Here is a 25,761-nt window from a genome sequence, read left to right as displayed (position 1 = left end):
ACAATGAAAAATAAAGAGAAATAAAATCCGTTGAATGAGCAAGAAAACAATGACAGCTAAAGTAGTAGGAAGTGCTCGACACTAATGACGATATTTATGTCGATTTGTATTTCTATCAAAATTCGTTATACATTAATATTTATAACGTAATAATACTTATTTATTTCATCTGCGAAATCAAAATAATAAATACGCTTTCTTATCTGCCTTTATCGGGATCTTGCCGTATATAATGATGACAACCTTCTAATATCTCTATCAATATTCCTATCTACTAAAACTATTTAAAATTAATAATTTTGATATTTATGTAAATCAAATAAAAAATTTTTAAACTTCAATAAAAAAAAGAACATAATACTGAACCTGAAAACAACCTCGCGGTCTTAAAGACCTCTACACCATATAAATTGATAATAACTGAACATGCAAAAATTAAAGTTTTTACGTTTTTCTAAAGAGAACATTGCCCTTTTTTTAGCTGTCTACCTTGGTTTCTTTCTTAATCTTTCCGTTTACATTGGCCGATACGGCACACAAAATACAAACAACCCCCTCATTGATGCATTATATATTCTAGGTGAAATTGCTGTTAACATTGCCTTTACCTTCTTTCTATTACGGCTACTCTCTTTTTTCGGCTCTCTATTCTTTAAAATCGTCGCCTCTTTTATTCTCGTCGTGAGTGTTTGTGCGAGTTACTATATTTCTTTTTATGATGTCGTCATTGGATACGGCATTATTATTTCAACACTAACCACGGATACGGATTTATCTAAAGAGCTGGTTAGCCCAAATGTGATTATTTGGATTATTGGCTTATCTATTTTGCCATTAGCTCTTATTTGGCTAGGTAAAAAACCAGAGAAAAATCTAACTACACAACAAAAGAAAAAAATCTGGATAAAAAATACCGTCAAAATGCTTGTGATTGCACTGGCTGTTTTTGCCTATTTGAAAACACTTGATTCAAAACAAAAAGCCTATGAAATAAAAAATAACTTGGATCTGCCAAGCTATAGTGGTGGCTTAAGTTATGCGTATTTACCTACAAATTGGATTATCCCATTATTTCAATATGCAATAACGCAGTATGACGATACGTTTAATAACCAAAATATTTTTAATCCTGCCGATCACTTCACTTATGAGCCTTCAAAGGCAAATGAAGATGTGTATGTTGTTTTTATTATTGGTGAAACAGCAAGATGGGATCATATGGGATTGTTAGGATATGAACGTCAAACAAATCCTCTATTAAGCCAAGAGAAAAATCTTGTTGCCTTTAAAGGTATTTCTTGTGATACCGCAACCAAGCTCTCTTTAAAATGTATGTTTGTACGAGAAAACGGAACAGAAAGTAACGATCAGCGGACATTAAAAGAGAACAATATTTTTTCAGTATTAAGCCAATTAGGTATGTCATCAGAGTTGTTCTCCATGCAAAGTGAATTATGGTTTTACAATAAACTTGATTTAAATAACTACGCAATGAAAGAGATGATGACTGCAAAAAATAGCAATTTTGGTAAAGAACTTGATGACACCTTATTAATTACTGAAACGGCAAATACGGTTGCCCAACATCCAAAGGGAAATCATTTAGTAATTTTACACACTAAAGGCTCTCACTTTATGTATTCACAGCGTTACCCTGAATCATTCAAAAAATACCAACCTGAATGTTTAAATGTGGATGATGAGTGTACTAAAGAGCAGTTAGTGAATGCTTATGATAACTCTATTCTTTATACCGACTATTTTATTGATAGCATACTCGACACATTGCGCGATAAAAAAGCCATTGTGTTTTATACCTCCGATCACGGTGAATCTATTTCAGAAAAAGGTGGCTTACATGGCACACCAAAAGAAATTGCCCCACCAGAACAATTTAAAGTACCATTCTTAGTTTGGATGTCAGATAGCTATTTAGCAGAGCCTGAAAATAAACAGCTATTTGATAACTTAAAGCGCAATCAAGATGCAGAACGCACGTTCTATCATCACAATATTTTTGATTCAATGTTAGGTTGTCTAGGTTATTCATCGTCAGATGGTGGTATTAATAATCAAAATAACCTCTGTTTTAGTGATACACTATCAACCCAAGAATAATTTTTTTAAACTAACAATATTCTTTTAAGTTGATAGAAAAAATAAGTTAATAGAAAAAACCCACGTTCAATATTGAGCGTGGGTTTTATTACTTTTAACTTTATAAACTAATTATTGATTAAAACTTGCGTCGGTATAAAGTGGAGTGGCTTGAATATCTTTTACTGTTTTTGCGCCACCTAACATCATATTAATTTTTAATTCTTTATTTAAATGTTGGATAACTGAATTAACACCTTCAGCACCCCCTAAATTTAATCCATAAAGAATTGGGCGACCGACGGCAACAACATCTGCACCACTTGCTAATGCTTTAAAGACATGTGAACCACGACGCACACCACTGTCAAACACGATAGGTACACGTTTATTCACCACTTTGGCAATCGCAGGTAAGACATCAATTGTTGCTGGTGCGCTATCTAATTGACGACCACCGTGATTAGAAACCCAAATTGCATCTGCGCCGGCTTTAATTGCAGTATCTGCATCTTCAGGTGATTCGATACCTTTTACAATCACAGGTAAACCAGACATTTTTTTCACATACTGAATATCTGCGGGTGTAAATGCTTGTTTGGCTTGAGCATAAATTTCGCTAATACCCGCACCTTTACCTGTTTTAGATTTATCATCACTGATTTTTGCAAACGCTTCTAAGTTGGCAAAACCTAATGGGAATTGGAAGTTATTTTTCACATCATCTTCACGATAACCACCCACTGAAGAGTCGATAGTCATAATGATACCTTTAGCGCCATACTGTTTTGCTTGAGATAAAATATACTCATTAAAGGCATCATTTTTACTCATGTACAACTGAAAGAAAAATGGGTAACCGGGTTGGGCGTCCGCCACTTCTTTAATGGTTTTATTACCATAAGTGCTTAATGAAAAAATAGAGCCGGCTTTCGCCATACCTTTTGCTGTGGCAACTTCGCCTTGTTGATGTGCAAGCCCTTGAGCTGCCATCGGTGCCTGAATAATAGGCGTATCTAATTTAATACCCAAAAATTCTGTTTTTAAATCTAAGTCAGAAAATTCGATGCCTTGTAATGAACGAGGCATAATATATTTTTTATCAAATGCACTTGTATTAGAGCGTAAGTTATTTTCATCTTCAGCACCACCGCGAATATAACCGAAGGCGCCTTTTTCCATATTTGCTTGAACTTGAGCTTCCATTGCTTTTAGGTTTACTATTTTTATTGGACCTTCAGCAGTACTTGCTTTATATTCAGCAGCCTGTGCAACACCTACACTTAATGCCATAGCAACAGCGGTAGCTTTTAATATTTGACTTTTCATTTCTATTCCATTTTTAATTAAGGGCTTACATCTATAATTTAATAAAATTAAAATTCAATTAAATTATATTTTTCAAAAAATAATATAAGCCCTATTTTTAGGTAAAACTTAAATTAACCGCTTACTTTTTTGTTAAAGTATTATAGCTTGTCATCAGATTACGATAATCTGGAATATGGTTAGCAAACAGTGTACCTAATCCTTCGACATCATTACGCCAATCACGGTGTAACTCACAAGCTAAACCAAACCAGTTAATTAATTGAGCCCCTGCTTTTGACATTCTATCCCATGCAGAGTCGCGAGAAATGGCATTGAAAGTACCTGAAGCATCAGTGACAACAAAGACTTCAAAACCTTCTTCAAGTGCTGATAATGCAGGGAATGCAACACAAACTTCAGTCACAACACCCGCAATAATCAGTTGTTTTTTACCCGTTGCTTTAACTGCTTTGACGAAGTCTTCATTATCCCATGCATTGATTTGACCTGGGCGAGCGATATAAGGAGCATCTGGGAACATTTCAACGAGCTGAGGCATTAGAGGACCATTAGGACCATCTTCAAAAGAAGTCGTTAAAATGGTAGGTAAATTAAAGTATTTAGCAGCATTGGCTAATGCTAGTACATTATTATTGAATTTATCAGGCTCGATATCTCTGACTAAAGAGAGTAATCCAGCTTGATGGTCTACCAACAGAACAGCGGCATTATTTTTATCAATACGATGATATTTAAAGCTCATAATAATCTCCGATAGCATAATAGAGGTAAGACTCAATTAAATCATAGCACCAAATTTACATGACAATATTCAGATTAATTTAAATTTGAGTTTATTTATAATAAACAACCAATTATAAATATTTAAATTTAATTAAATATCACGATATTTAATTAACTATTTATTGCCTTATATAAATTCATTTCGTTAAAAAGAATTATAAGTGCAACTATTCTTAAATGAATCTAAAGATTATTGCTTTAACCATTCAAATTTTTTGTTCAAGTTTTAAGGGAGAAAAAAGATAAAAAAAACCCCCGCGGGCGGGGGTGAGATAAGCGCAATTAAAAGGTCTCTAATTTACTATCAGGAGATGGGTATTCATTAATGACGATTACGCACAATTTGATAGCGACGAGTTAAGTACTCAACTGGCACGCTCCAAATATGAACTAATCGACAGAATGGGAACAATAAGAAAATCGTCATACCTAAGAAAATGTGCAATTTAAACACGAACGCGACACCTTCAAGATGAGCCGAAGCACCGCCGTGGAAAGTCACTATGGATTGTGCCCAAGCCACCAGCTTCATCATTTCGCTACCATCCATATGTTGTGCTGAGAATGGAATAGTCAGTAAACCTAGCGCTACTTGAATAACCAAAAGCGTTAAGATCATGATGTCACCAAATGAAGATGTAGCTCTAACCCGTGGATTGGTTAAACGGCGTTTTAATAACATCACGCCCCCCACCAGCATTAATACACCACAAGTACCGCCACCAACCATTGCCATAATTTGTTTGTATTCAATAGGCAGGAAAGATTCATACATCCAGTGAGGTGTTAGCATTCCCAGAAAATGACCAGCAAAAATACCGATGATCCCGATATGGAACAAGTTAGAAGCCAATCGCATATTTTTCTTGTCTAACATCTGGCTAGAGCCGGCTCGCCATGTATATTGACCATAGTCGTAACGTAACCAGCTACCGATAATAAAAACGGCACCAGCAATATAGGGATAGATATCAAAAAATAACATATTGATGTAATTCATTTTTGTGCTCCCGTATCCAACGAATTCCCCACGTTGAGATATTGAACTGTCGTCTCTTGAGCAAAACGGCGCTGATGTTGGCTGATTTTGCCACTGCCACATTGCGTACCTTCGCCAAGAAACGTTACTTGCTCTTCTTCCCACACAGCATCTAATGCAGCAGGTGTATCATCTAAAGGCTCTTTTTCTACTTGAGCAGTCAGTTGTGATGCTTCCAATCCACTTTGTGAGAGGCAAAGCAACACATCAAAGAGCGCGTGATAATCACTGCCTCGTTGTTTCAAACGCTCACCTAACAGCGCCAAAATAGGCGCAATGTTATTTAGCCCTTCAATACAGTCTGTCGTTGGCAGGAGCGTTAAATACTCAAGATAAGTAGGCAAATAGTCAGGAAGTTCACGACTACTTAATGTGATCCCTGCTTGTTGATATTGATTGAGCAGATCAACCATTGCTTGACCACGATCACGAGACTCACCATGAACGTGTTCAAATAACAGTAGTGATCGCGCCCGCCCTCTATCAAAAAGCTCGCTGTAATTGGCTTGCGCATCTAACAACTCTTGTTGCGTTAAGGTATGAATAAATGCCATTAATTTCGCAACTTGAGTCACAGGAAGCTCATCAGCTTCCTGTAATGCATCGATAAGTTCGCCTCGGTTATCCCACAATTCTTGTGTGGGATAATCTAAGAGATGTGAAATGACTTTCAGAGAGATCATTATATTTTCTCCTCTGATCGGCGTTCATCTTGAGGTGTTCTTGATGTGATATCAATCGCGTCAATACGATGGCTATTAAACAAATTAAATTTGCTATCACTGCCATGACAACCATCACCAAAGCTAAAACCACAACCATTACGTTCTGGGAAAGCTTCTCTTGCAAGTTCACGATGGCTTGATGGAATAACAAAGCGATCTTCATAATTTGCAATAGCTAGATAACGATACATCTCTTGTGCTTGCGCTTCAGTCAAACCTACTTGCTCTAATGCACTTAAGTCTGTTTTGCCTTCTACGGTTTCAGCACGTTTATAATGACGCATCGCTAACATGCGTTTTAATGCTAATAACACAGGTGCAGTATCCCCAGCTGTCAGTAAGTTTGCTAAATACTGAACTGGAATACGTAAGCTTTCTACATCAGGCAGAACGCCTGTATGTGGTAGCACGCCCGCATCAGCAGCAGACTGAATAGGTGACAAAGGTGGTACATACCAAACCATTGGTAAGGTGCGATATTCAGGGTGCAGTGGTAATGCCAGCTTCCAATCCACCGCCATTTTGTAAACAGGTGAACGCTGCGCTGCATCAATCACACTTAATGGAATACCTTGCTCTTCAGCGGCTTTGATCACTTCAGGATCAAATGGATCCAAGAAGATATCTAATTGGCTTTGGTATAAATCTTTTTCATTATCCGCACTGGCGGCTTGTGAAATTTTATCTGCGTCATACAGCATCACACCCAGATAACGAATACGTCCTACACAAGTTTCTGAGCACAGTGTTGGCTGACCGGTTTCAATTCGTGGATAACAGAAAATACATTTTTCTGACTTACCACTTTTCCAGTTGAAGTAGATTTTTTTGTATGGGCATCCGGTTAAACACATGCGCCATCCACGGCATTTATCTTGGTCGATAAGCACAATGCCATCTTCAGCACGTTTATAAATCGCACCACTTGGACATGTTGCAACACAAGCAGGATTTAAGCAGTGTTCACATAAACGTGGTAAATACATCATGAATGTATTTTCAAACTGCCCATACATCTCTTTTTGCATATTGGCGAAGTTTTTATCCGCAGCACGTTTGCTAAATTCGCCACCTAAATCGTCTTCCCAGTTTGGGCCTTTTTCGATTTTGGTCATGCGCTGACCGGTGATCAGCGAACGAGGTCGTGCTGTCGGTAAAGAGCCTTCTGGTGCATTTTTTAAATGCTCATAGTCATAATCAAATGGCTCATAGTAATCATCCAATGCTGGGACATCTGGGTTGGCAAAAATTTTCGATAATAGACCAACACGGTTGCCCATTCTTGGTACCAATTTACCTTTGATATTTTTGATCCAACCGCCTTTCCATTTCTCTTGGTCTTCCCAATTTTGTGGATACCCTGTACCTGGTTTTGTTTCAACGTTATTGAACCATGCGTATTCAACACCTTCACGGCTCGTCCAAACATTTTTACAGGTTACTGAACAGGTATGGCAACCGATACATTTGTCGAGGTTCAGTACCATACCGACTTGTGAACGAATTTTCATTATGCCTTCTCCTGTCCATTCAGGGTCTGTTGATAAGCATCACCTTCACCATCAAGCCAATCAATCTGTTTCATTTTACGCACCACAACAAACTCATCACGGTTAGAGCCCACAGTGCCGTAATAGTTAAAGCTATAAGCCAACTGAGCATATCCACCAATCATATGGGTTGGTTTAGGGCAAACACGCGTCACAGAGTTGTGAATACCACCACGCATTCCTGTTATTTCAGATCCTGGCAGATTTATTTGGCGTTCTTGTGCGTGATACATATAAATCATGCCATCAGGAATACGTTGGCTGACAATCGCTCTCGCCGTTAGCGCACCATTACTGTTGTATGCTTCAACCCAATCGTTATCACTAATTCCCATCTCTTTAGCATCATCTTCACTCAGCCAAACCACAGGGCCACCACGACCAAGCGTTAACATCAGTAAGTTATCGCTATATGTTGAGTGAATACCCCATTTCTGGTGAGGCGTCAGGAAGTTCAGCGCTTTTTCAGGGAAACCATTTGGTTTTTTGCCTTTAACTGCATCAATGGCTTTGGTATCAATTGGTGGACGATAAACCACTAAACTTTCACCATAAGCACGCATCCACTCATGATCTTGATACAATTGCTGACGACCACTTAACGTACGCCAAGGGATCATCTCGTGAACGTTGGTATAACAGGCGTTATAAGAGACGTGCTCATCTTCAAGACCAGACCATGTCGGGCTTGAAATAATCTTACGAGGTTGAGCAACAATATCGCGGAAACGAATTTTTTCGTCTTCTTTTACTTTAGCTAAATGAGTGTGATCGCGTCCTGTCACTTTACTCAGTGCATCCCACGCTTTTACCGCTACTTGACCATTAGTTTCAGGGGCTAAAGAGAGGATAACTTCAGCTGCATCAATTGCTGTTTCAATCGCTGGACGCCCTTTTGCAGCACCTTCATGACGAACACGGTTCAGTTTTTTCAGGAAATCGACTTCTGTTTGTGTATTCCAACTGATCCCTTTACCGCCATTACCCAATTTATCCATTAGAGGGCCTAATGACGTAAAGCGAGCATAGGTATTAGGATAATCACGCTCTACAGGAATAAGATGTGGTGCGGTTTTACCCGGAATAAGGTCACATTCGCCTTTTTTCCAATCTTTCACATCGAAAGGCTGTGCCATTTCAGCGGCTGAGTCATGCTGAATAGGTAATGTCACTAAATCAGTTTCAACACCTAAATGACCCACACATAATTTAGAGAAGGTTTTAGCGATGCCTTTATAGATTTCCCAGTCTGTTTTAGATTCCCAAGCAGGATCAACCGCGGCTGTTAATGGATGAATAAACGGATGCATATCCGACGTATTCATATCATCTTTTTCATACCACGTTGCGGTTGGTAAAACGATATCTGAGAATAGGCAGGTGCTCGACATACGGAAGTCTAACGTCACCACTAAATCAACTTTACCTTCACCGCCTTTATCTTGCCATTCCACTTCTTGTGGCTTAACTTGGCCTTGTTCGCCTAAATCTTTACCTTGTAATCCGTTTTCAGTTCCCAGCAAGTATTTCAGTAAATATTCATGCCCTTTACCCGCCGAACCTAACAAGTTAGAGCGCCAGATAAATAAATTACGCGGGAAATTTTGTGGGTTATCAGGCTGTTCTGATGCAAAACGAATCTCACCTGACTTCAATGCATTAACGGTATAGTCAGTCGCACTCACACCCGCTTCTTGTGCTTTTTTCGCAATAGACAATGGGTTTAAGTTTAATTGAGGTGCGGAAGGTAACCAGCCCATACGTTCTGAACGCACGTTCATATCGACTAAACTACCGCTAAAGCGAGATTTATCCGCTAATGGCGATAATAACTCTGTTGGCGATACGGTTTCATAACGCCACTGACTTGAGTGGTTATAGAAAAACGAGGTGCTGTTCATATGACGAGGCGGACGCTGCCAGTCAAGACCAAAGGCTAATGGCAACCAACCAGTTTGCGGGCGCAGTTTTTCTTGTCCAACATAGTGTGCCCAACCACCACCACTTTGACCGACACAACCACAGAAAATCAGCATATTGATAATGCCACGATAAGTCATATCCATGTGATACCAGTGGTTAATACCTGCACCGACAATCACCATTGAACGACCATGTGTTTTTTCTGCGTTATCCGCAAATTCACGCGCTATACGGGTGATATCTTGGCGGCTTACACCTGTGACTTTTTCAGCCCATGCGGGTGAATATGCTTTGATTTCATCGTAGTTTGACGCACAGTTTTCATCATTTAAACCGCGATCAACACCGTAGTTGGCTAATAATAAGTCATAGACTGTTGTGATGTATTTCTCTTCACCATTCGCAAGTGTAATACGCTTAGCCGGTAGCTTGTGAACAAGCACATCATCAAGCGCAACACCTTCAAAATATTCGCTTTTAATGCCACCAAAATAAGGGAATGCCACATCAACAATATCATCATGATTATCTAAAAGACCTAATTGTAATGTGACATTTTCGCCACTTTTACCGTCTTTAGGCTCAAGATTCCATTTAGCCGCTCCTTCCCAACGAAAGCCCATAGAACCTTGAGGAGCAACCAATTGTTGGGTTTGCTCATCAATGGCAACAGTTTTCCATTCTGGGTTTTTCTCCTGATCTAGATTGTTCACTAAATCAGAGGCACGTAACATTCGACCTGCAACTAATTTGCCTGAGTCGTGTTTATCTAACATCACCAACATTGGCATATCAGTGTAAGTGCGCACATAGTTGCGGAAATATTCTGTTTGGCGCTTAACGTGGAATTCGCTAAGAATAACGTGTCCCATCGCCATTGCCATTGCGCTGTCTGTACCTTGTTTTGGGTTTAACCATTGGTCACACAGTTTAGCGATTTCAGCATAATCAGGCGTTACGGCAACTGTTTTAGTGCCTTTATAACGAACTTCGGTAAAGAAGTGCGCATCAGGAGTACGGGTTTGAGGTACGTTAGAACCCCACGCAATCAGATAAGAAGAGTTATACCAGTCGGCTGATTCTGGTACGTCTGTTTGCTCACCCCAAGTCATTGGCGAAGCAGGTGGTAAGTCACAATACCAATCATAGAAACTTAAGCACGCGCCACCAATAAGCGATAAATAACGCGCACCCGCCGCATATGACACCATCGACATAGCAGGAATTGGCGAGAAACCGATAATACGATCAGGACCAAACTCTTTTGCTGTAAACACGTTAGAAGCTGCAATGATTTCATTCACTTCTGACCATGAAGAGCGAACAAAACCACCACGACCACGCGCTTGCTTATAGCTTTTGGTTTTTTCTGGCGAGTTAACAATAGAAGCCCATGCATCAACGGGATCGCTATGTTGTGCTTTTGCTTCACGCCATAATTTAACGAGGCGTTTACGTACCATTGGGTATTTAACGCGGTTCGCGCTATATAAATACCATGAATAGCTTGCACCACGAGGACAGCCACGAGGCTCATGATCAGGCAAATCAGGACGTGTACGCGGATAGTCAGTTTGTTGGGTTTCCCATGTGACTAACCCATTTTTGACGTAGATTTTCCAACTACATGAACCTGTACAGTTTACCCCATGAGTAGAACGTACAATTTTGTCATGTTGCCAACGACTGCGATAACCATCTTCCCAGTCACGATTAACATTTAGCTCTTGGCCATGATCCTTTGAAAAGGTATCGCCAAGTTGTTTGAAATAGCGGAATCTATCGAGAAACTTACTCATCAGATACTCTCCCAATGCGCGCGAGCGCTCTCACATTGCGTATAATTCGTCATTATTGTTTATTGTGTTTACGTCCATAGACCAACCAAGTGATCAAGACGCAGGCGATATAAAATAGAACAAAGATTTTCATGGCACCGGCAGGAGAGCCAGTCATAGCCAATGATGTACCAAAGGCTTTAGGAATAAAGAATCCACCAATTGCACCAATGGCAGAGATAAAACCAAGCGCTGCGGCACTTTCTGTTACCGCTTCTTTTTGAGCCGCTTCATCTGTGGCGCCTTGGGCTTTCATGCGATCAACAGTGATTTTTCTAAACACCACTGCAATCATTTGGAATGTAGAACCACTGCCTAAACCGGCGGTTAAAAACAGCACCATAAAGACACCGTAGAACGCGATAAACGAACCACCAGCACCGTTTTCAGGTAACGTTAAAAAGAGTAATGCAGAGAATATTGCCATGATGATAAAGTTAATCAGCGTAACTCGAATACCACCAAATTTATCAGAAAGCGCACCACCGACAGGACGTGCTAAAGCCCCTAATAAAGGTCCAAAGAAGGCATAATGCAGAATGACAATATCTGGGAATTGGGTTTTTGATAACATGGCAAAACCCGCAGAGAAACCAATAAATGAACCAAAAGAGCACAGGTATAAAATACTTAATAACCAGAGATGACCCCGTTTTAAAACAGGTAATTGCTGACTTAAAGAGGCTTTATTAGCGGCAAGATCATTCATACCAAACCAAGCAGCAAAGGTAAAAAACAATAAGAAAGGCACCCAAACCCACGCCGCATTTTCTAGCCATAAGTGCGAACCATCAGGTTGAACAACACCGGGACCACTAAACATTGCAAAAACACCCACACCAATCACTAATGGGGCAATTAATTGCATAACGCTTACGCCAAGATTACCTAATCCACCATTTAATCCTAATGCACCGCCTTGACGTGCTTTAGGGAAGAAAAAGCTGATGTTTGCCATACTTGATGCAAAGTTTGCACCTGCGAAACCACATAATAGTGAAATCACAATAAAGGTTGAGTAAGACGTTGTGGTGTCTTGCACTGCAAAACCAAGCCAAATACAAGGAATGATCAGAAATACGGTACTGATCGCAGTCCAACGACGGCCACCAAAGATAGGAATAACAAATGAATAAGGAACGCGTAAAATAGCGCCAGAAACAGAAGGTAGCGCCGTCAGCATAAATAGCTGATCTGTGGTAAAGTTAAAACCGACTTTGTTCAAATTTACTGCAACTGCACTAAAAAGCATCCATACGCAGAATGATAAGAGTAAACAAGGAACAGAAATCCATAAATTGCGTGAAGCGATCTTTTGACCAGTTTTTTCCCAAAAAGCTTTATCTTCAGGATGCCAATCTTTGATCACCCCTTTTCTCATTTTTTCTGGGTGTTGAGTGAGTGCCATAACAACCTCGATTAACGGTTAGATTGGCACCTTTTTACGATTAGAATTGTTAATTAGTCATGATCTGCATCAAGCAAAGATTTGTTTGATTTTTAAGCTAAAATCGTTCTTTACACCTAAGTATTAATAGGGTTATCCTTTATTTTTCATTTTAAATTAATAAGTTAAATTAAAACCGCTATAATTTACAAGTGAAATTACCTCCATAAGATATTTAGGGGTAATACTTTAGTAGTATATGACATTTGATGCCTTTTTAAGGCAAGATAGTGCCTGAATAAATTTGGAAAAATAGCGATGAGTACTCATAAAATCCAATGGCATTACCGTTTTTCAATTATTAATCAAATCGCAATATTAATGTTACTTTTCACCCTATTGGGTGTTGTGGGTATGGCGGTTTCTAACCATATTATTTTAAGTGTGCAAGGTAATGCCCATGCGATTAATAAATCAGGCTCTTTGCGTATGCAGAGCTATCGCTTGTTATCTGCTTTACCCCTAGATGAACAACATCGTTATTATCTTCACGAATTAGAAACCGACTTAGACAGTAGTGAATTACTTCAAGTCTTAAGCAATGAATCGCTACAATCACAATATGCTCAATTAAATACTTACTGGAAAGATACCTTAAAACCAACATTGCTCTATGCAAAACAACGTGATGATGCAAAAGAAGAAGTTGTCTTTTTTGTTTCTCAACTCGATAAGTTAGTGTTAAGTATAGACCAACTAACAGAGCAAAAAATAAGGATGGTGGCTTATACCCAGCTTATTTTTACTGCGCTCACTTTGTTATTACTGTTTGGCTCTGTTTGGCATTTTCGCCGTCGTTTATTACATCCTTGGCAACAATTAATGGCGATGGCAAATTCGATTGGTCATGGTGATTTTTCAGCACGTTTTCATCAGCGCGCACACCATGATGAAATTGCCACTTTGGGTATCGCACTCAATACCATGTCAGAAGAGCTTTCTACGCTGTATAGTGAATTAGAAAAAAGAGTGGTCGAAAAAACGCACGACTTACAACAGAAAAATAAAGTGCTCTCTTACCTCTATCATTCAAGCCAGCAGTTACACTCCCCCGCACCGCTGTGTGCTCGATTAAGACAGATATTATTTGAGCTTCAACAAATTATTCCTAATGCGTATTTGCAGATACGCTTATATGAAGATAATCATCACACACTGTTTAATGAAATTAGTTTAGCGCCTCAATCACGCCCGCATCATTGCCCTGATCAGCAATGTGAACGTTGTGAAGATAATACGCCAATAGCAACTTTGCTAAATAGTGAGTTATTACATTGGGAATTAGCCGATCAAATCCATCGTTATGGCTTGTTTGTTATGCAGTTACCTGAAAATACGATTTTAACGGATGAACAAAATAATTTAATGCTATTACTGACAAAACAAATTTCAGCCATGCTGGCAATGGAACAACAAAACGAGCAACAGCAACAGCTTCTATTAATGGATGAGCGTTCGGCAATTGCTCGCGAATTACATGACTCTATTGCCCAATCACTTTCCTGTTTAAAAATGCAAGTCAGCTATTTGCAAATGCAGTCAGAAACCTTACCCGATAATTGCCAAAAACTACTCAAAGAAATGCGTGAAGAGCTTAATGTGGCTTATCGCCAATTAAGAGAACTGTTAACCACGTTTCGCTTAAAACTGACTGAACCAGGATTACTTGCTGCGTTAGAAAGTACATTAACTGAATTTAATCAACGCCTTGGTTTTGCTATTAATTTTGACTATCAATTACCTGCAAAATGCGTAAATTCACATCAAGGCATTCATGTGGTTCAAATTGTGCGTGAAGCGTTAAATAATATTTTACAACATGCCAATGCCAACTGGGCGGAAGTCTCTTTATCTCTTGATAATGGCATGGTTGAGCTAAAAATTAATGATAATGGTGAAGGAATTAGCCCTAACCCTGAAAAATTAAATCATTATGGTCTTATTATTATGCGTGAACGCGCAAATAGCCTAAATGGTTCTTATACTATAAAAGTACGCGAACAGGGCGGTACTCAAGTGTTTGTTAAATTTCCATTAATAACTACTCATAAAGACCCTGTCTAAATTGGAGCAAGTCGTAATGAATAATATGGGATCCTCCACAGAAAAAGCGACAATTTTACTCATTGATGATCACCCGATGCTACGCAATGGTGTAAAACAACTTTTAAGTCTTGATACAACACTAACTGTCGTTGGGGAAGCGGGAGATGGTATTCAAGGTGTGAAACTAGCTGAAGAGTTAGATCCTGACTTAATCTTACTCGATCTGAATATGCCAGGAATGAATGGTTTTGAAACACTTGATCAACTGCGATTAAAGTCGTTATCAGGTCGGATCGTCGTGTTTAGTGTATCAAACTACAGTGATGATTTAGTCACCGCCTTAAAACGTGGTGCTGATGGTTATCTTTTAAAAGATATGGAGCCGGAAGAATTACTTGCGGCTCTTAAACAAGCTGCCGCAGGGAAAATGGTCGTCAGCCCTACGTTAACCCCTATTTTGGCCGAGTCATTACGTGAAGATCGTTCTGAAGGTGAGCGAGATATTGAACAACTCACCCCGCGTGAACGCGATATTTTAAAGCTGATCGCGCAAGGGCTATCAAATAAAATGATCGCACGTAAGCTTGATATCACTGAAAGTACGGTCAAAGTACACGTCAAACATCTACTGAAAAAAATGAAGCTAAAATCTCGTGTTGAAGTTGCCGTTTGGGTTCATCAACAACGTGTAGATTAATCAAAATTAGGTACGATGGGCTGGTGAGTATTCATCAGCTCAACTAACTCTTTTGCCCCTTTTTGTAACGACTCCCCTTTTAGCCACATAGCATGAATAGGTAATCGCAACTCATTTTTGGTATTTTTAAACTGAAGCTGCTTGAGCTTACCTTTTTGTAATTGGGTATAAATCAGTGAATACGGTAAATTCCCCCAGCCCATTCCCGCTTCAACCATACCTAATGCCATTTGAAAACTATCAGTTTGCCAATAATTCGTTGCCACTAAAGAGCGTACATCACGTAATTCCTGAGTATGACTGGCAATAATGATTTGGCGAACATTCACTAAATCTTCAATAAATACACCTGCGGGGTGAGCAAGAGCTATATGGCTGGCTGATATTGTTGCAACAAGTGATTCAGAACCTAAATATTGAAATTGCTCATCACCATTAACATACATTCCACCATAAACTAAGCAGAGCTGTATTTTACGCGCATGTAGCATTTCAATTATGTCATCTTGTGCAGCTGTTATCACATTCACATTAAGTAACGGATAACGTTGCGTTAATTCAGATAACGCAGGTAATAAATAATCAGGATTAATATCAGCCGCAACACCAATATTTAAGACACTTTCGAGATCCATCGAAAGCTCTTGTGCATGCACTTGTAATAATTTTAATTGCTCTGCAATCATTCGGGCATGGGGTTCAAGTGCTTTGGCTTTTTCTGTGGGCTGTGGCTCTCGTGATGAACGCTCAAAAAGTGCATAACCTAATTCAGCTTCCATATTCGCAATTGCCATACTGACTGCTGATGGAACGCGTTTTAATGAACGTGCAGCCGCAGAGAAAGATCCCTTATCCATCACGGCTAAAAATATCGCAATATGTTCACTTGAGAACTGCATGTTCACTCCTGATGTTTCAGTCAAATTGATACTAGCTAACTTTTTCTATCATTCTTACTGATTTATCTTACGATGCTTAACGACACAGATCCACAGAAAAAGAGAGCACAATGCAAGGTATCAAACGAAAAATTGTCTACGTGACAGCTTATGAAATTTTTGGCTGGGTTATTTCATCAGTCGGGCTTGCACTTTTGGCTGATAGCTCAACAGCAGTAACTGGCCCATTAGCGCTTGTGATCACAACAATCGCGGTGAGTTGGAATTTTATTTATAACTGTCTATTTGAATTTTGGGAGAGTCGGCAGGTTTCAAGAATTCGAACATTTAGACGTCGCCTAGTACATGCGATTGGGTTTCAGCTAACACTGGTGCTCTATTTAATTCCGTTAATAGCATGGTGGCTTAATGTTTCGTTATGGCAAGCGTTAGTGATGGACTTTGCACTGATCATCATCATCCCTTGTTATACCTTCGTTTATAACTGGGTATTTGACAAAGTGTTTGGCTTACCAAAATCTGCATTACCTGAAAATGCGCCCGTTGCCTAAGCGACAAATTAAGTAAAGAGAGTGATCCCAATAACGGATCACTCTTTAACAGGATAGATATCTTCTAACGCAAATTGTTCAATACCACCCTCTAACTCGCAACGACCTAAACCAATATTTTTGTCATCAGCTGTCGTTCTTCTTAGTAATTTACCTGTCACTTGGGAAAGCGTTGGATCAATTTCAATCACACGGTAATACTCTTTCATATAACTCTCTTCACCCAGCGCCATATAAACTAAAAACTCATCACCTGTTTTAATGTTCATCTCGTTTTTACTTACTCTTAATAGTTAATCTAATGATGATAGAATAAGTTTAGTCTAACTAAAGGTAATAAGAGAAAGATTGACTCACTCGATATTACATTAAGTTAATTTATTAATTTCCAACTCATCATAATGATGCTGATCAGAATAAAAGACAGTGTTAAATATTGGAAAAAACGCTCTGATAAATACACAAGTAAATAGCGTGCTAATGGAATAGAGAGTAATGAGCCTAAGCAAAGAATAAGTGCCGTGTGAACATCGGTATAACCACCAGCACTATAAGCGATAGCTGATCCACCAGAAAGGATCGTAGTAATAAAAATAGAAGTGCCGATTGCCTCTTTAATCCCCATTTGTGCAAAACGCATTAACACAGGCAACACCACTAATCCCCCTCCTACGCCAGTTGCACCAAGTACAAACCCAGCACTTACTCCCGGCACAAATAAGGAAGAAAAAGTAACAGAAGAAGGTGCCGATAAAGGGCTCAAAGGAGCTGAAAGTGATGATTTTCTTATCATTCGCTGTAAAAATAAGATCAGCGAAAATACAATAGCCACAATCATTAAGATATTAATTGCAGATTCAACACGAGCATAATATTGAGGTTGTGATCCCAACCATGTCACGCCATAACTCGCTAAAAATGTCGCAGGAAACATGATCCCCAAAATCAATAGTGCAGGTTTTAATGGAATATTGCCTAAACGAAAATGGATATAAGAAGATGAGAGTTTCATTAGCATAGAAAGTAAATTTGCTGTCGCAACTGCCGCTAGTGCATTCATACCAAAAAGATAAATAAGAACTGGCAATAAAATAACACCACCGCCAACACCCGTTGTTGTAATAACTAACCCTATCGTAGCGCCAATAAGCAGTTGTGTTACAAGCAACATCTTATTTCCTTTTTGCTCAAAATTTCACAAGCTTCGATTATAGGCAAAATAACTTATAACCAAAAGGAATTAGATATAACAAATAGGAATATAAATTTCATTGTTATAAAAAAGCTCCTTAATATGAGGTTTATTCATATTAAAGAGCTAACTTTGAAAAAAGATATTTTATTGATTAATCAGTTAGTTAATTTCAGCCAAAATGGTTTCTGCTGAAAAATAATCACCTGTTTTCGCTTTTTGCAGTAACACACCATTACGAGAAGCCACAACCTGAACTTCCATTTTCATGGCTTCCATAATAGCAATGACATCGCCTTCTTTGACTTTGTCGCCATCAGATAAAACCCAGCTATGTAATACACCAGAAATAGGTGCAGTGACGGCTTTTTCATTCTCTTCTTTCTCATGGCTCGCACCGATTGCTGTCGGTATTACCGCAGAGAGAGAAAGTAATTGAGCAGGTAAAGCTAATTCGTGACGACGACCATCAAATTCAATAAAAGTACGTACTAGCTCTTCATTTTTTGCCTGTGTGCTACGAGGGAAATGGGTATTTTTTGCCTGAAAATCAGTTTCAATCCAACGGGTATGCACTTTAAAGTTTTCAGTAAAATCAGTATACCCCATCATTTCACAATGGAAAGGCAATACACTTGCCACGCCTTCAATTTTAAATTCAGCTAATGCTCGACGAGCACGAGAAATAGCTTGTTCACGCGTTGCCCCAGTGACGATTAATTTCGCCATCATGGAATCAAATTGACGTGAAACCTGATTATTTTCAGCAACACCACTATCTACACGAACACCTGGACCTGAAGGCTGAGAGAAATACGTAATTAAACCCGGTGTTGGCAAAAAGCCTTTGGCGGGATCTTCTGCATTGATCCTAAATTCAAAAGAGTGACCGCGTGGAACGGGGGTTTTATCAATACTTAGTGGTAAACCTTCCGCAATACGTAATTGCTCAATCACTAAATCAATACCTGCGGTTTCTTCGGTAACTGGGTGCTCAACTTGTAAACGCGTATTCACTTCAAGAAAAGAGATAGTCCCATTAGCACTTAATAAAAATTCAACTGTACCTGCGCCCACATAGCCCGCTTTAGCGCAAATATCTTTAGCTGATTGGTGAATACGTTCACGTTGTTCATCTGTTAAGTAAGGTGCTGGTGCTTCTTCAATTAACTTCTGATTACGACGTTGTAATGAACAGTCTCGCGTTCCTACAACCACAACGTTACCCAGTTTATCTGCAATAATTTGCGCTTCGATATGGCGAGGTTTATCTAAGAATTGTTCGACATAACATTCACCACGTCCAAAAGCTGTTACAGCTTCTCGTACTGCTGAATGATAAAGCTCTTCAATCTCTTCCATTTTATGGGCGATTTTTAAACCTCGACCTCCACCACCAAAAGCAGCTTTAATGGCAACGGGTAGACCATATTGTTTAGCAAAATCTAGAACCTCTTTGGCATCATTAACAGGATCAGCCGTACCATTTACAAGAGGAGCACCAACAGATTGTGCAATTTTGCGAGCTTTCACTTTGTCGCCAAGTACTTCTATCGTTTCTGGGTTAGGGCCGATCCAAATAAATCCCGCGTCTTGTACCGCTTTTGCAAAGTCAGCTCGTTCAGAAAGAAAACCGTAACCGGGATGGATCATCGTGGCATTGGCTTTATGGGCAATATCAATAATTTTATTAATATCTAGATAGCTCTCTTTCGGCAAATTACCATTGAGCCCATAAGCTTCATCAGCAAGACGAACGTGCAGTGCATCAATATCATCATTGGCATAAATAGCGATGGAAGTCGCGCCATAGTCCTGACAAGCTCGAATAATACGAACAGCGATTTCGCCTCTGTTGGCAATCAGTACTCTATGCTTCACTCGTTGTTTTTGGTTAATTGTTGTCATGAGTGGCATTCTCCTATCAATATTCTTGAAATTCGGTAATTGGATTAAAACGAATTTTAGCGTTAACAGGGATCTGCCCTGCGAGTGGTAAGTGATATTCAGCAACAGCGCCGATAACAGGGTATCCTCCTGTTAAAGGGTGATCGTTAAGGAACAAAACAGGTTGCCCATTAATCGGAACTTGAATTGCACCAATGCAAGTGCCTTCGCTCGATAGCTCTTGTTGTTGCTCTCGTGCCAGAGGTATTTCGCCCAACAGACGTAACCCAATACGATTAGACTGTGGTGTCACTTGCCATAATTGAGACGTTAACGTCTTTATCGCATCCGTTGTAAACCAGTCTGTACGAGGGCCTAGAACAACATCCAGCGTAACGATATCGCCTTGTTTTGGCAGTGTTGATGTAGGTTGTTCCTCAGCAATAATCCCATTTAGCGTACTTTCGTGATTAAGATGAAGCACGTCACCTTCTTGTAAAGCATTAGGACCAATTTGCGCTAAAGTATCAAACGCATGACTGCCTAAAACCGCTGGTAATTCAAAACCACCTCTAACGGCTAGATAACTACGTACACCCGCTTTTGGCATACCTAAAATAATTTCATCGCCACAACGAACATCTATAGGCTGATAACCTGATAAATATTCGCCCTCACCCGATTCATGTTTTAATAAAATAGAACAATCTGCACCGGTTAATGCAATCACACAGTCTTGTCGTGCTTTAAGCGTCAATCCACCTTGCGTTATTTCAAGCGCCACAAATGAGATAGGATTACCCACTAGACGATTAGCTGCATGTAAGGCTGGCTTATCGAGTGCACCTGAAGCAGATACGCCCATTGATGCCGCACCAATACGCCCTTCATCTTGAAATAAAGTTTGTAGCCCCGCTGAAATGACATATAACCCTTTATCATTTAACGAGAGCTGGGAAGCTACTGCTGATTTTTTCTCAGGTAATGAAACTGTTACTGGGGATTTTTGGGCATCAACAAAATGCACTTCATTACCTGGTAATAAAAAGGCAGGTTGTTCACGAGAAAGATCCCACATTTTTATTTCTGTGGTGCCAATTAATTGCCAACCACCTGGGCTTTGTTGTGGATAAACACCACTAAACTCACCGGCTAATCCGACAGATCCAGCAGGAATTCGTGTGCGAGGTGTTTTACGGCGAGGCACATAGAGCTGCGTTTCATCGGCAATCAAATAAGCAAAACCTGGGGCGAAACCAGTGAATGCAACCTGATAGGTTTGTTCTGTGTGCCTGCGGATCACCTCATTGGTAGCGATCCCTAATAATTCAGCGACCTCATTAAGATCTTCACCTTGATAATGAACAGGGATCGTTAATGATTGTGTTTGACGAGCTGATATCGCTTTGACTTCTAATTGTCGAAGCTGACACACAAGTTCTTCAGCCGTGATTAGCCACGGCGTATAGTGAATTAATAGTGTTTTTGCCGCGGGTACAATATCTTGAATAGCAGCAATATTCGCTTGTTTGACAGATTCATACAATGCGAGCGTCTCTTTCAAAGAAGAAAGCTCAACTAATAAGTGAGATAAATTAACGGGTAAAAAGCGCAAAGTATCTTCCTCCTTTATACGTGATAAGCCGCATCAGGCACATCCGTAATAAACATATGTCCCGGAGAATGACTTAAGGCGAAAGGTACACCTGAACGCATAACTGCCGCTTGTGGAGTTACACCGCAAGCCCAAAATACAGGAATTTCACCTTGTTCAATTCTTACTGGAGAACCAAAATCGGGTGACATAATATCTTTAATACCCAGCGCTTCTGGTGAACCGATATGAACCGGAGCACCATGTACAGAAGGAAATCGACCACTGATCATTACTGCATCAGCAACTCGGTCAGCAGGAATAGGACGCATCGAAACCACTAACTCGCCTTCTAATCGCCCAGCAGGGCGACATAAGCGATTCGTTTTATACATCGGAACATTGCTGTTATCTGTGATATGGCGGATTTCAATGCCCGCTTCTAACATTGGCGTTTCAAATGTGAAACTACAGCCAATAAGGAAAGTGACTAGATCCGGATGCTGTGCCCAAATCTCAGTGGCATCCGTAATTTCATCAACTAATTTGCCATCTTCCCAAACACAGTAACGGGGAATATCAGTGCGTAGATCAGCGTCTTTTGCTAAAACAGTGCGATAACTTCCTGATTCACACACATCTAAAATAGGGCAACTTTTTGGATTACGTTGAGCATAAAGCAGAAAATCAAATGCCCAATCACGCGGCAAACTAATCATATTAGCTTGTGTCATTCCTTTTGCCATACCCGCTGTTGGAATATCCAAACCATTGCGAATGGCAAGTCGAGCTTCTTGTGCTTTTGTGATTGCCTCAGGTGTTGCCTTCATTAAATAAGTCATTTTTACACCTCATTGTTCAGTGAAGAAGGGGCAAAAGGCTTAATGCTAACACCATGATTAATTAAAATTTCTTTTACACTTTTGGCAAGAGCTACAGCATCTGGGCTATCACCATGAACACAAATAGAATCAGCCTGTATCGTGGTAAAAATACCTTCTATAGATTCAATTCCACCTTCTTGCACAAGGCGTAACATGCGTTGTGCAACAAGTTTGGGATCATGTAAAACGGCCCCCTCTTTTTTGCGAGAAACTAATGTGCCATCAGAATGATAAGCTCTATCTGCAAAGGCTTCAGCAATCACACGAAGCCCTTTTTCCTTTGCAAGTTCAATAAGGGGTGATCCGGCTAAAGCAACTAATATCAGTTGTGGATCGATGGAGAGGATCGCATCAATAACTGCAAGTGCTTGACGTTTATCATGAGCAATAGTGTTATAAAGCGCACCATGGGGCTTAACATAAGTCACACTCATTCCAACCGCTTTAGCTAATCCTTGTAATGCACCTATTTGATAAATCACATCTGCGGTTAATTCATCACTGGCGATATCCATATTACGGCGACCAAAACCCACTAAATCAGGATAAGCGACGTGTGCCCCTATCGCGACATTGTGTTGTTTCGCTGCTTTTAATGTTTTTAAAATTCCATCTGGTGAACCTGCATGAAAGCCACAAGCAATATTTGCACTACTGACAATTTCAAGCACTGCATCATCATTGCCCATTGTCCATTGACCGAAGCTTTCACCTAAATCACTGTTTAAATCGACTGCTTTTATCATCGTTATTATTCTCTTAAGCAATGTTGAGGTAGTTGAAAATAGCACCCACGGACATAATGCCCATATACCAAGTCAGCGCACAGACAAAAATACCTGACCACAGTAGCCATGCAGGATATTTATAACCATTCATGAGATCTTGGCGGCGCCATGCAACAAAAATGAAAAGTGTCATACCAATAGGTAAAATGAGTCCATTAAAACCACCGGCAAAGACTAATAATGCAGCCGGTGCAGTTCCCATTACCATATAAATGGCGAGTGAAATAGCGATGAAAATAATGGTTGCGATATTACGTTGACGCTCAGTAACACCTTCTTTAAATACAGTAATAAATGACATTGAGGTATAAGCAGCACCAATCACACTCGTTAATGCAGCAGCCCATAAAATAAGACCAAAGATGCGTAATCCAGTTAAACCCGCTGCATGTTGAAATGCTTGAGAAGCTGGATTTGCTGCATGGCTAGAAATATCTAATGTTACGCCACTGGCAACCACACCTAAAATGGCAAGGAACAGGATATAGCGCATTAATCCAACGACTAAAATTCCCTTGGTTGCAGCGCTTGATACCGCATCAATGTTCTCAATCCCCGTTGTTCCTTTATCAAGGAGACGGTGAGCCCCCGCATAACAGATATAACCGCCTACGGTCCCACCAACAATTGTAGTGATCGTAGCGAAGTTAATTGCATCAGGTAAAACAGTTTGTCTTAATGCTTCACCTACTGGAGGATTAGACGCAATCATGACAAAAACCGTCAGTAAGATCATAACGATACCAAGAACAATGATCATACGATCAATAAAGTTACTGGCTTTGCGTGATGAGAAAATATAGATCGCAAGTAAAGCACTTAAGATCCCGCCCCATTTAGGATCAAGACCAACCATTGCATTAAGCCCTAAGCCAGCACCTGCAATGTTACCCACGTTAAATACTAAGCCGCCAAAAATAACTAATACAGCAAGTAAGTAGCCACTGCCAGGTATTGCTTTGTTAGCAATATCTGAAGCTCGCATGTTGGTAACCGTGATCACTCGCCAGATACTTTGCTGAACAACATAGTCGATGATGATTGATGCCAAAATACCAAACGCAAATGCGGCTCCCATAGTGGCAGTAAAGGTTGCAGTTTGAGTAATAAAACCTGGCCCAATTGCTGACGTTGCCATTAAAAAAATGGCAGCTATCAGAGAAGAACGTCTATTTTTTATAAACGTATTTGATGTTGTATTTGCAGTGTCTTGTGTAGCCATGAGCTACCCCCTTTATCATCATTATTTTAATTATTATTACTAAGGCAATTAGCGTGCCATTGTTGAGCATGAATACGTAATTGTTAATCACCTGATATTAGATTGTTGAACAATTAATAATAATAGATGAATAAATAAGCAAATAGATTTAAATATGGGATGATAAAAGTGCAAACAAGATCGCATTTTTAACATTTTATTGACAATTATGACTCGTTAATTAGTCATGAATATGCACTTAAATGAGGCATAAAAAGATCAAATGCACAAAAATAGTGCGCTAATATAGAAGGAAAAATATGTTTAATCACTAAAATATCGTAAGGAAAAATTAATTTTTTTGATGGAAATAAATAGAAAGTTATATTCGATACAGTGAGAAGTACGACAGAGTGGCATAATAGAGGTTATATATTACAAAACACACTGATAGAATAGACGCTTCTATTAAGCTAATAGCAGAAGATAATGCAGAAAAAAACATCTCCACAAATTCTTTCTCAAAAAGTTGCAAATATTATTCGGCAAAAAATCACTATTGGAGAATTACCTCCTGGCGAAAGATTGTCAGAAACTGCATTAAGTGAAACGCTAGAAATATCGCGTAATACTTTAAGAGAGGTTTTCCGCGTTCTTACCCAAGAAGGGCTTTTGACTTATAAACCTAATCGTGGTGTTTTTGTTTCTGTACCAGATATGGCAAGTATCATGGATATTTATCGTGTAAGACGATTAATTGAATGTGATGCTCTACGACATTCTTATCCCATGCATCCCGCTATTGTTAGAATGCAAGATAGTGTTAATCAAGCAAAAATTTTTCAAGAACAACAAGATTGGAACGGTGTAGGAACCTGCAATATGCACTTTCATACCGCGATTGTTGAGCTTTCAGATAGCCCTAGACTGTTTAAACAATACCAACTTATTCTAGCTGAATTACGTTTAGCATTTGGCTTACTCAATGATCCTCAATTACTACACGCACCTTATATTGAAAAAAATGAACAGATTTTAATGCTGTTGATGGATGGAAAAGCACAAGAAGCCGCAACAGCAATGGAAGACTATTTAGAAATTTCAGAAAGAACAGTACTCGCTGCATTTTCTCGTCATAACTTTTGTTAAAAGATCATAAAAAATGCCCTAATTTAGGGCATTTTTATATTCAGAATTTAGAATAATATTTAAAATTCACTCATTTTTGATCTTTTAAAAACCCCAAACGCAAAAAAGCCAACCCATTGGGTTGGCTTTTTCGTCTTAT

20 protein-coding genes are annotated in these 25,761 nt (G+C 39.4%); 5 read left to right on the top strand and 15 right to left on the bottom strand.

The features are described 5' to 3' along the window. The first annotated feature begins 426 nt into the window (after positions 1-426). A complete protein-coding gene (eptB, locus tag JEP71_RS06120; RefSeq protein ID WP_198625926.1) occupies positions 427-2,118 on the top strand; it encodes a kdo(2)-lipid A phosphoethanolamine 7''-transferase in 1,692 nt (563 codons plus the stop codon). Positions 2,119-2,229: 111 nt separating this feature from the next. Here the strand turns inward: eptB and JEP71_RS06115 are convergent, their stop codons facing one another. The 7 genes from JEP71_RS06115 to JEP71_RS06085 form a co-directional block, all read right to left on the bottom strand. Beyond that, positions 2,230-3,426 carry a lactate oxidase gene (locus JEP71_RS06115; RefSeq protein ID WP_196569896.1) on the bottom strand — a complete coding sequence of 399 codons (1,197 nt, stop codon included), beginning with the start codon at positions 3,424-3,426 and terminating at the stop codon, positions 2,230-2,232. A gap of 121 nt (positions 3,427-3,547) precedes the next feature. Then, entirely contained in the window at positions 3,548-4,171 is a 624-nt protein-coding gene (gene ycaC, locus JEP71_RS06110; protein ID WP_023583682.1) for an isochorismate family cysteine hydrolase YcaC, read from the bottom strand. A 363-nt stretch (positions 4,172-4,534) separates the two neighbouring features. Further along, the gene (gene narI / locus JEP71_RS06105) at positions 4,535-5,212 is read right to left on the bottom strand and encodes a respiratory nitrate reductase subunit gamma (protein ID WP_196532428.1); all 678 of its coding nucleotides are present in this window, start codon (positions 5,210-5,212) and stop codon (positions 4,535-4,537) included. Beyond that, positions 5,209-5,934, bottom strand: coding sequence for a nitrate reductase molybdenum cofactor assembly chaperone (gene narJ / locus JEP71_RS06100; RefSeq protein WP_167392502.1), 726 nt, complete (start codon positions 5,932-5,934; stop codon positions 5,209-5,211). Before narJ ends, narI begins: the two co-directional genes overlap by 4 nt. Then, on the bottom strand, positions 5,934-7,487 hold the full coding sequence (gene narH / locus JEP71_RS06095) for a nitrate reductase subunit beta (protein WP_198625925.1): 1,554 nt from the start codon (positions 7,485-7,487) through the stop codon (positions 5,934-5,936). The genes narJ and narH overlap by 1 nt, the downstream gene beginning before the upstream one ends. Beyond that, complete coding sequence (locus JEP71_RS06090) at positions 7,487-11,248, bottom strand: nitrate reductase subunit alpha (RefSeq protein WP_198625924.1); 3,762 nt, start codon at positions 11,246-11,248, stop codon at positions 7,487-7,489. The genes narH and JEP71_RS06090 overlap by 1 nt, the downstream gene beginning before the upstream one ends. A 52-nt stretch (positions 11,249-11,300) precedes the next feature. Beyond that, positions 11,301-12,695, bottom strand: coding sequence for a NarK family nitrate/nitrite MFS transporter (locus tag JEP71_RS06085; RefSeq protein ID WP_198625923.1), 1,395 nt, complete (start codon positions 12,693-12,695; stop codon positions 11,301-11,303). 297 nt (positions 12,696-12,992) lie between these two features. On the opposite strand from JEP71_RS06085, the gene narX reads away from it, so the two are divergent. Then, a complete protein-coding gene (narX, locus tag JEP71_RS06080; protein WP_198625922.1) occupies positions 12,993-14,798 on the top strand; it encodes a nitrate/nitrite two-component system sensor histidine kinase NarX in 1,806 nt (601 codons plus the stop codon). A gap of 25 nt (positions 14,799-14,823) precedes the next feature. Next, entirely contained in the window at positions 14,824-15,477 is a 654-nt protein-coding gene (gene narL, locus JEP71_RS06075; protein WP_109374313.1) for a two-component system response regulator NarL, read from the top strand. Here the strand turns inward: narL and JEP71_RS06070 are convergent. Further along, positions 15,474-16,376, bottom strand: a complete 903-nt coding sequence (locus tag JEP71_RS06070) for a LysR family transcriptional regulator (RefSeq protein WP_198619233.1) — start codon at positions 16,374-16,376, stop codon at positions 15,474-15,476. The two genes, narL and JEP71_RS06070, sit on opposite strands and share 4 nt — an antisense overlap. 110 nt (positions 16,377-16,486) lie before the next feature. Between JEP71_RS06070 and JEP71_RS06065 the strand changes: the two genes are divergently transcribed. After that, entirely contained in the window at positions 16,487-16,927 is a 441-nt protein-coding gene (locus JEP71_RS06065; RefSeq protein WP_193017046.1) for a PACE efflux transporter, read from the top strand. A 38-nt stretch (positions 16,928-16,965) separates the two neighbouring features. On the opposite strand, the gene JEP71_RS06060 is transcribed toward JEP71_RS06065, so the two are convergent. The 7 genes from JEP71_RS06060 to JEP71_RS06030 all read right to left on the bottom strand — a co-directional run bounded on the left by JEP71_RS06060 (position 16,966) and on the right by JEP71_RS06030 (position 24,494). Next, the gene (locus JEP71_RS06060) at positions 16,966-17,196 is read right to left on the bottom strand and encodes a hypothetical protein (protein WP_100159878.1); all 231 of its coding nucleotides are present in this window, start codon (positions 17,194-17,196) and stop codon (positions 16,966-16,968) included. Positions 17,197-17,300: 104 nt separating this feature from the next. Further along, on the bottom strand, positions 17,301-18,098 hold the full coding sequence (locus JEP71_RS06055; RefSeq protein WP_160229933.1) for a sulfite exporter TauE/SafE family protein: 798 nt from the start codon (positions 18,096-18,098) through the stop codon (positions 17,301-17,303). Positions 18,099-18,281: 183 nt separating this feature from the next. Next, positions 18,282-20,027, bottom strand: a complete 1,746-nt coding sequence (locus tag JEP71_RS06050) for an acetyl/propionyl/methylcrotonyl-CoA carboxylase subunit alpha (protein WP_198625921.1) — start codon at positions 20,025-20,027, stop codon at positions 18,282-18,284. A 16-nt stretch (positions 20,028-20,043) separates the two neighbouring features. Continuing rightward, positions 20,044-21,621 (bottom strand): 5-oxoprolinase/urea amidolyase family protein, encoded by a 1,578-nt coding sequence (locus tag JEP71_RS06045; protein ID WP_198619231.1) that lies wholly within the window; start codon positions 21,619-21,621, stop codon positions 20,044-20,046. 14 nt (positions 21,622-21,635) lie between these two features. Further along, positions 21,636-22,442: a putative hydro-lyase gene (locus JEP71_RS06040; RefSeq protein WP_198619230.1), complete on the bottom strand. Its 807-nt coding sequence runs from the start codon at positions 22,440-22,442 to the stop codon at positions 21,636-21,638. A 2-nt stretch (positions 22,443-22,444) separates the two neighbouring features. Then, positions 22,445-23,230 (bottom strand): LamB/YcsF family protein, encoded by a 786-nt coding sequence (locus JEP71_RS06035; protein ID WP_198619229.1) that lies wholly within the window; start codon positions 23,228-23,230, stop codon positions 22,445-22,447. Positions 23,231-23,243: 13 nt separating this feature from the next. After that, positions 23,244-24,494 (bottom strand): NRAMP family divalent metal transporter, encoded by a 1,251-nt coding sequence (locus JEP71_RS06030; protein ID WP_160229930.1) that lies wholly within the window; start codon positions 24,492-24,494, stop codon positions 23,244-23,246. Between the two features lie 468 nt (positions 24,495-24,962). Between JEP71_RS06030 and JEP71_RS06025 the strand changes: the two genes are divergently transcribed. After that, entirely contained in the window at positions 24,963-25,622 is a 660-nt protein-coding gene (locus JEP71_RS06025) for a GntR family transcriptional regulator (RefSeq protein WP_198619228.1), read from the top strand. Positions 25,623-25,761: the final 139 nt, after the last annotated feature.

This window comes from Proteus sp. PR00224 (assembly GCF_016238105.1).
GTDB lineage: Bacteria > Pseudomonadota > Gammaproteobacteria > Enterobacterales > Enterobacteriaceae > Proteus.
This window is presented reverse-complemented; position numbering and strand designations above follow the sequence as displayed.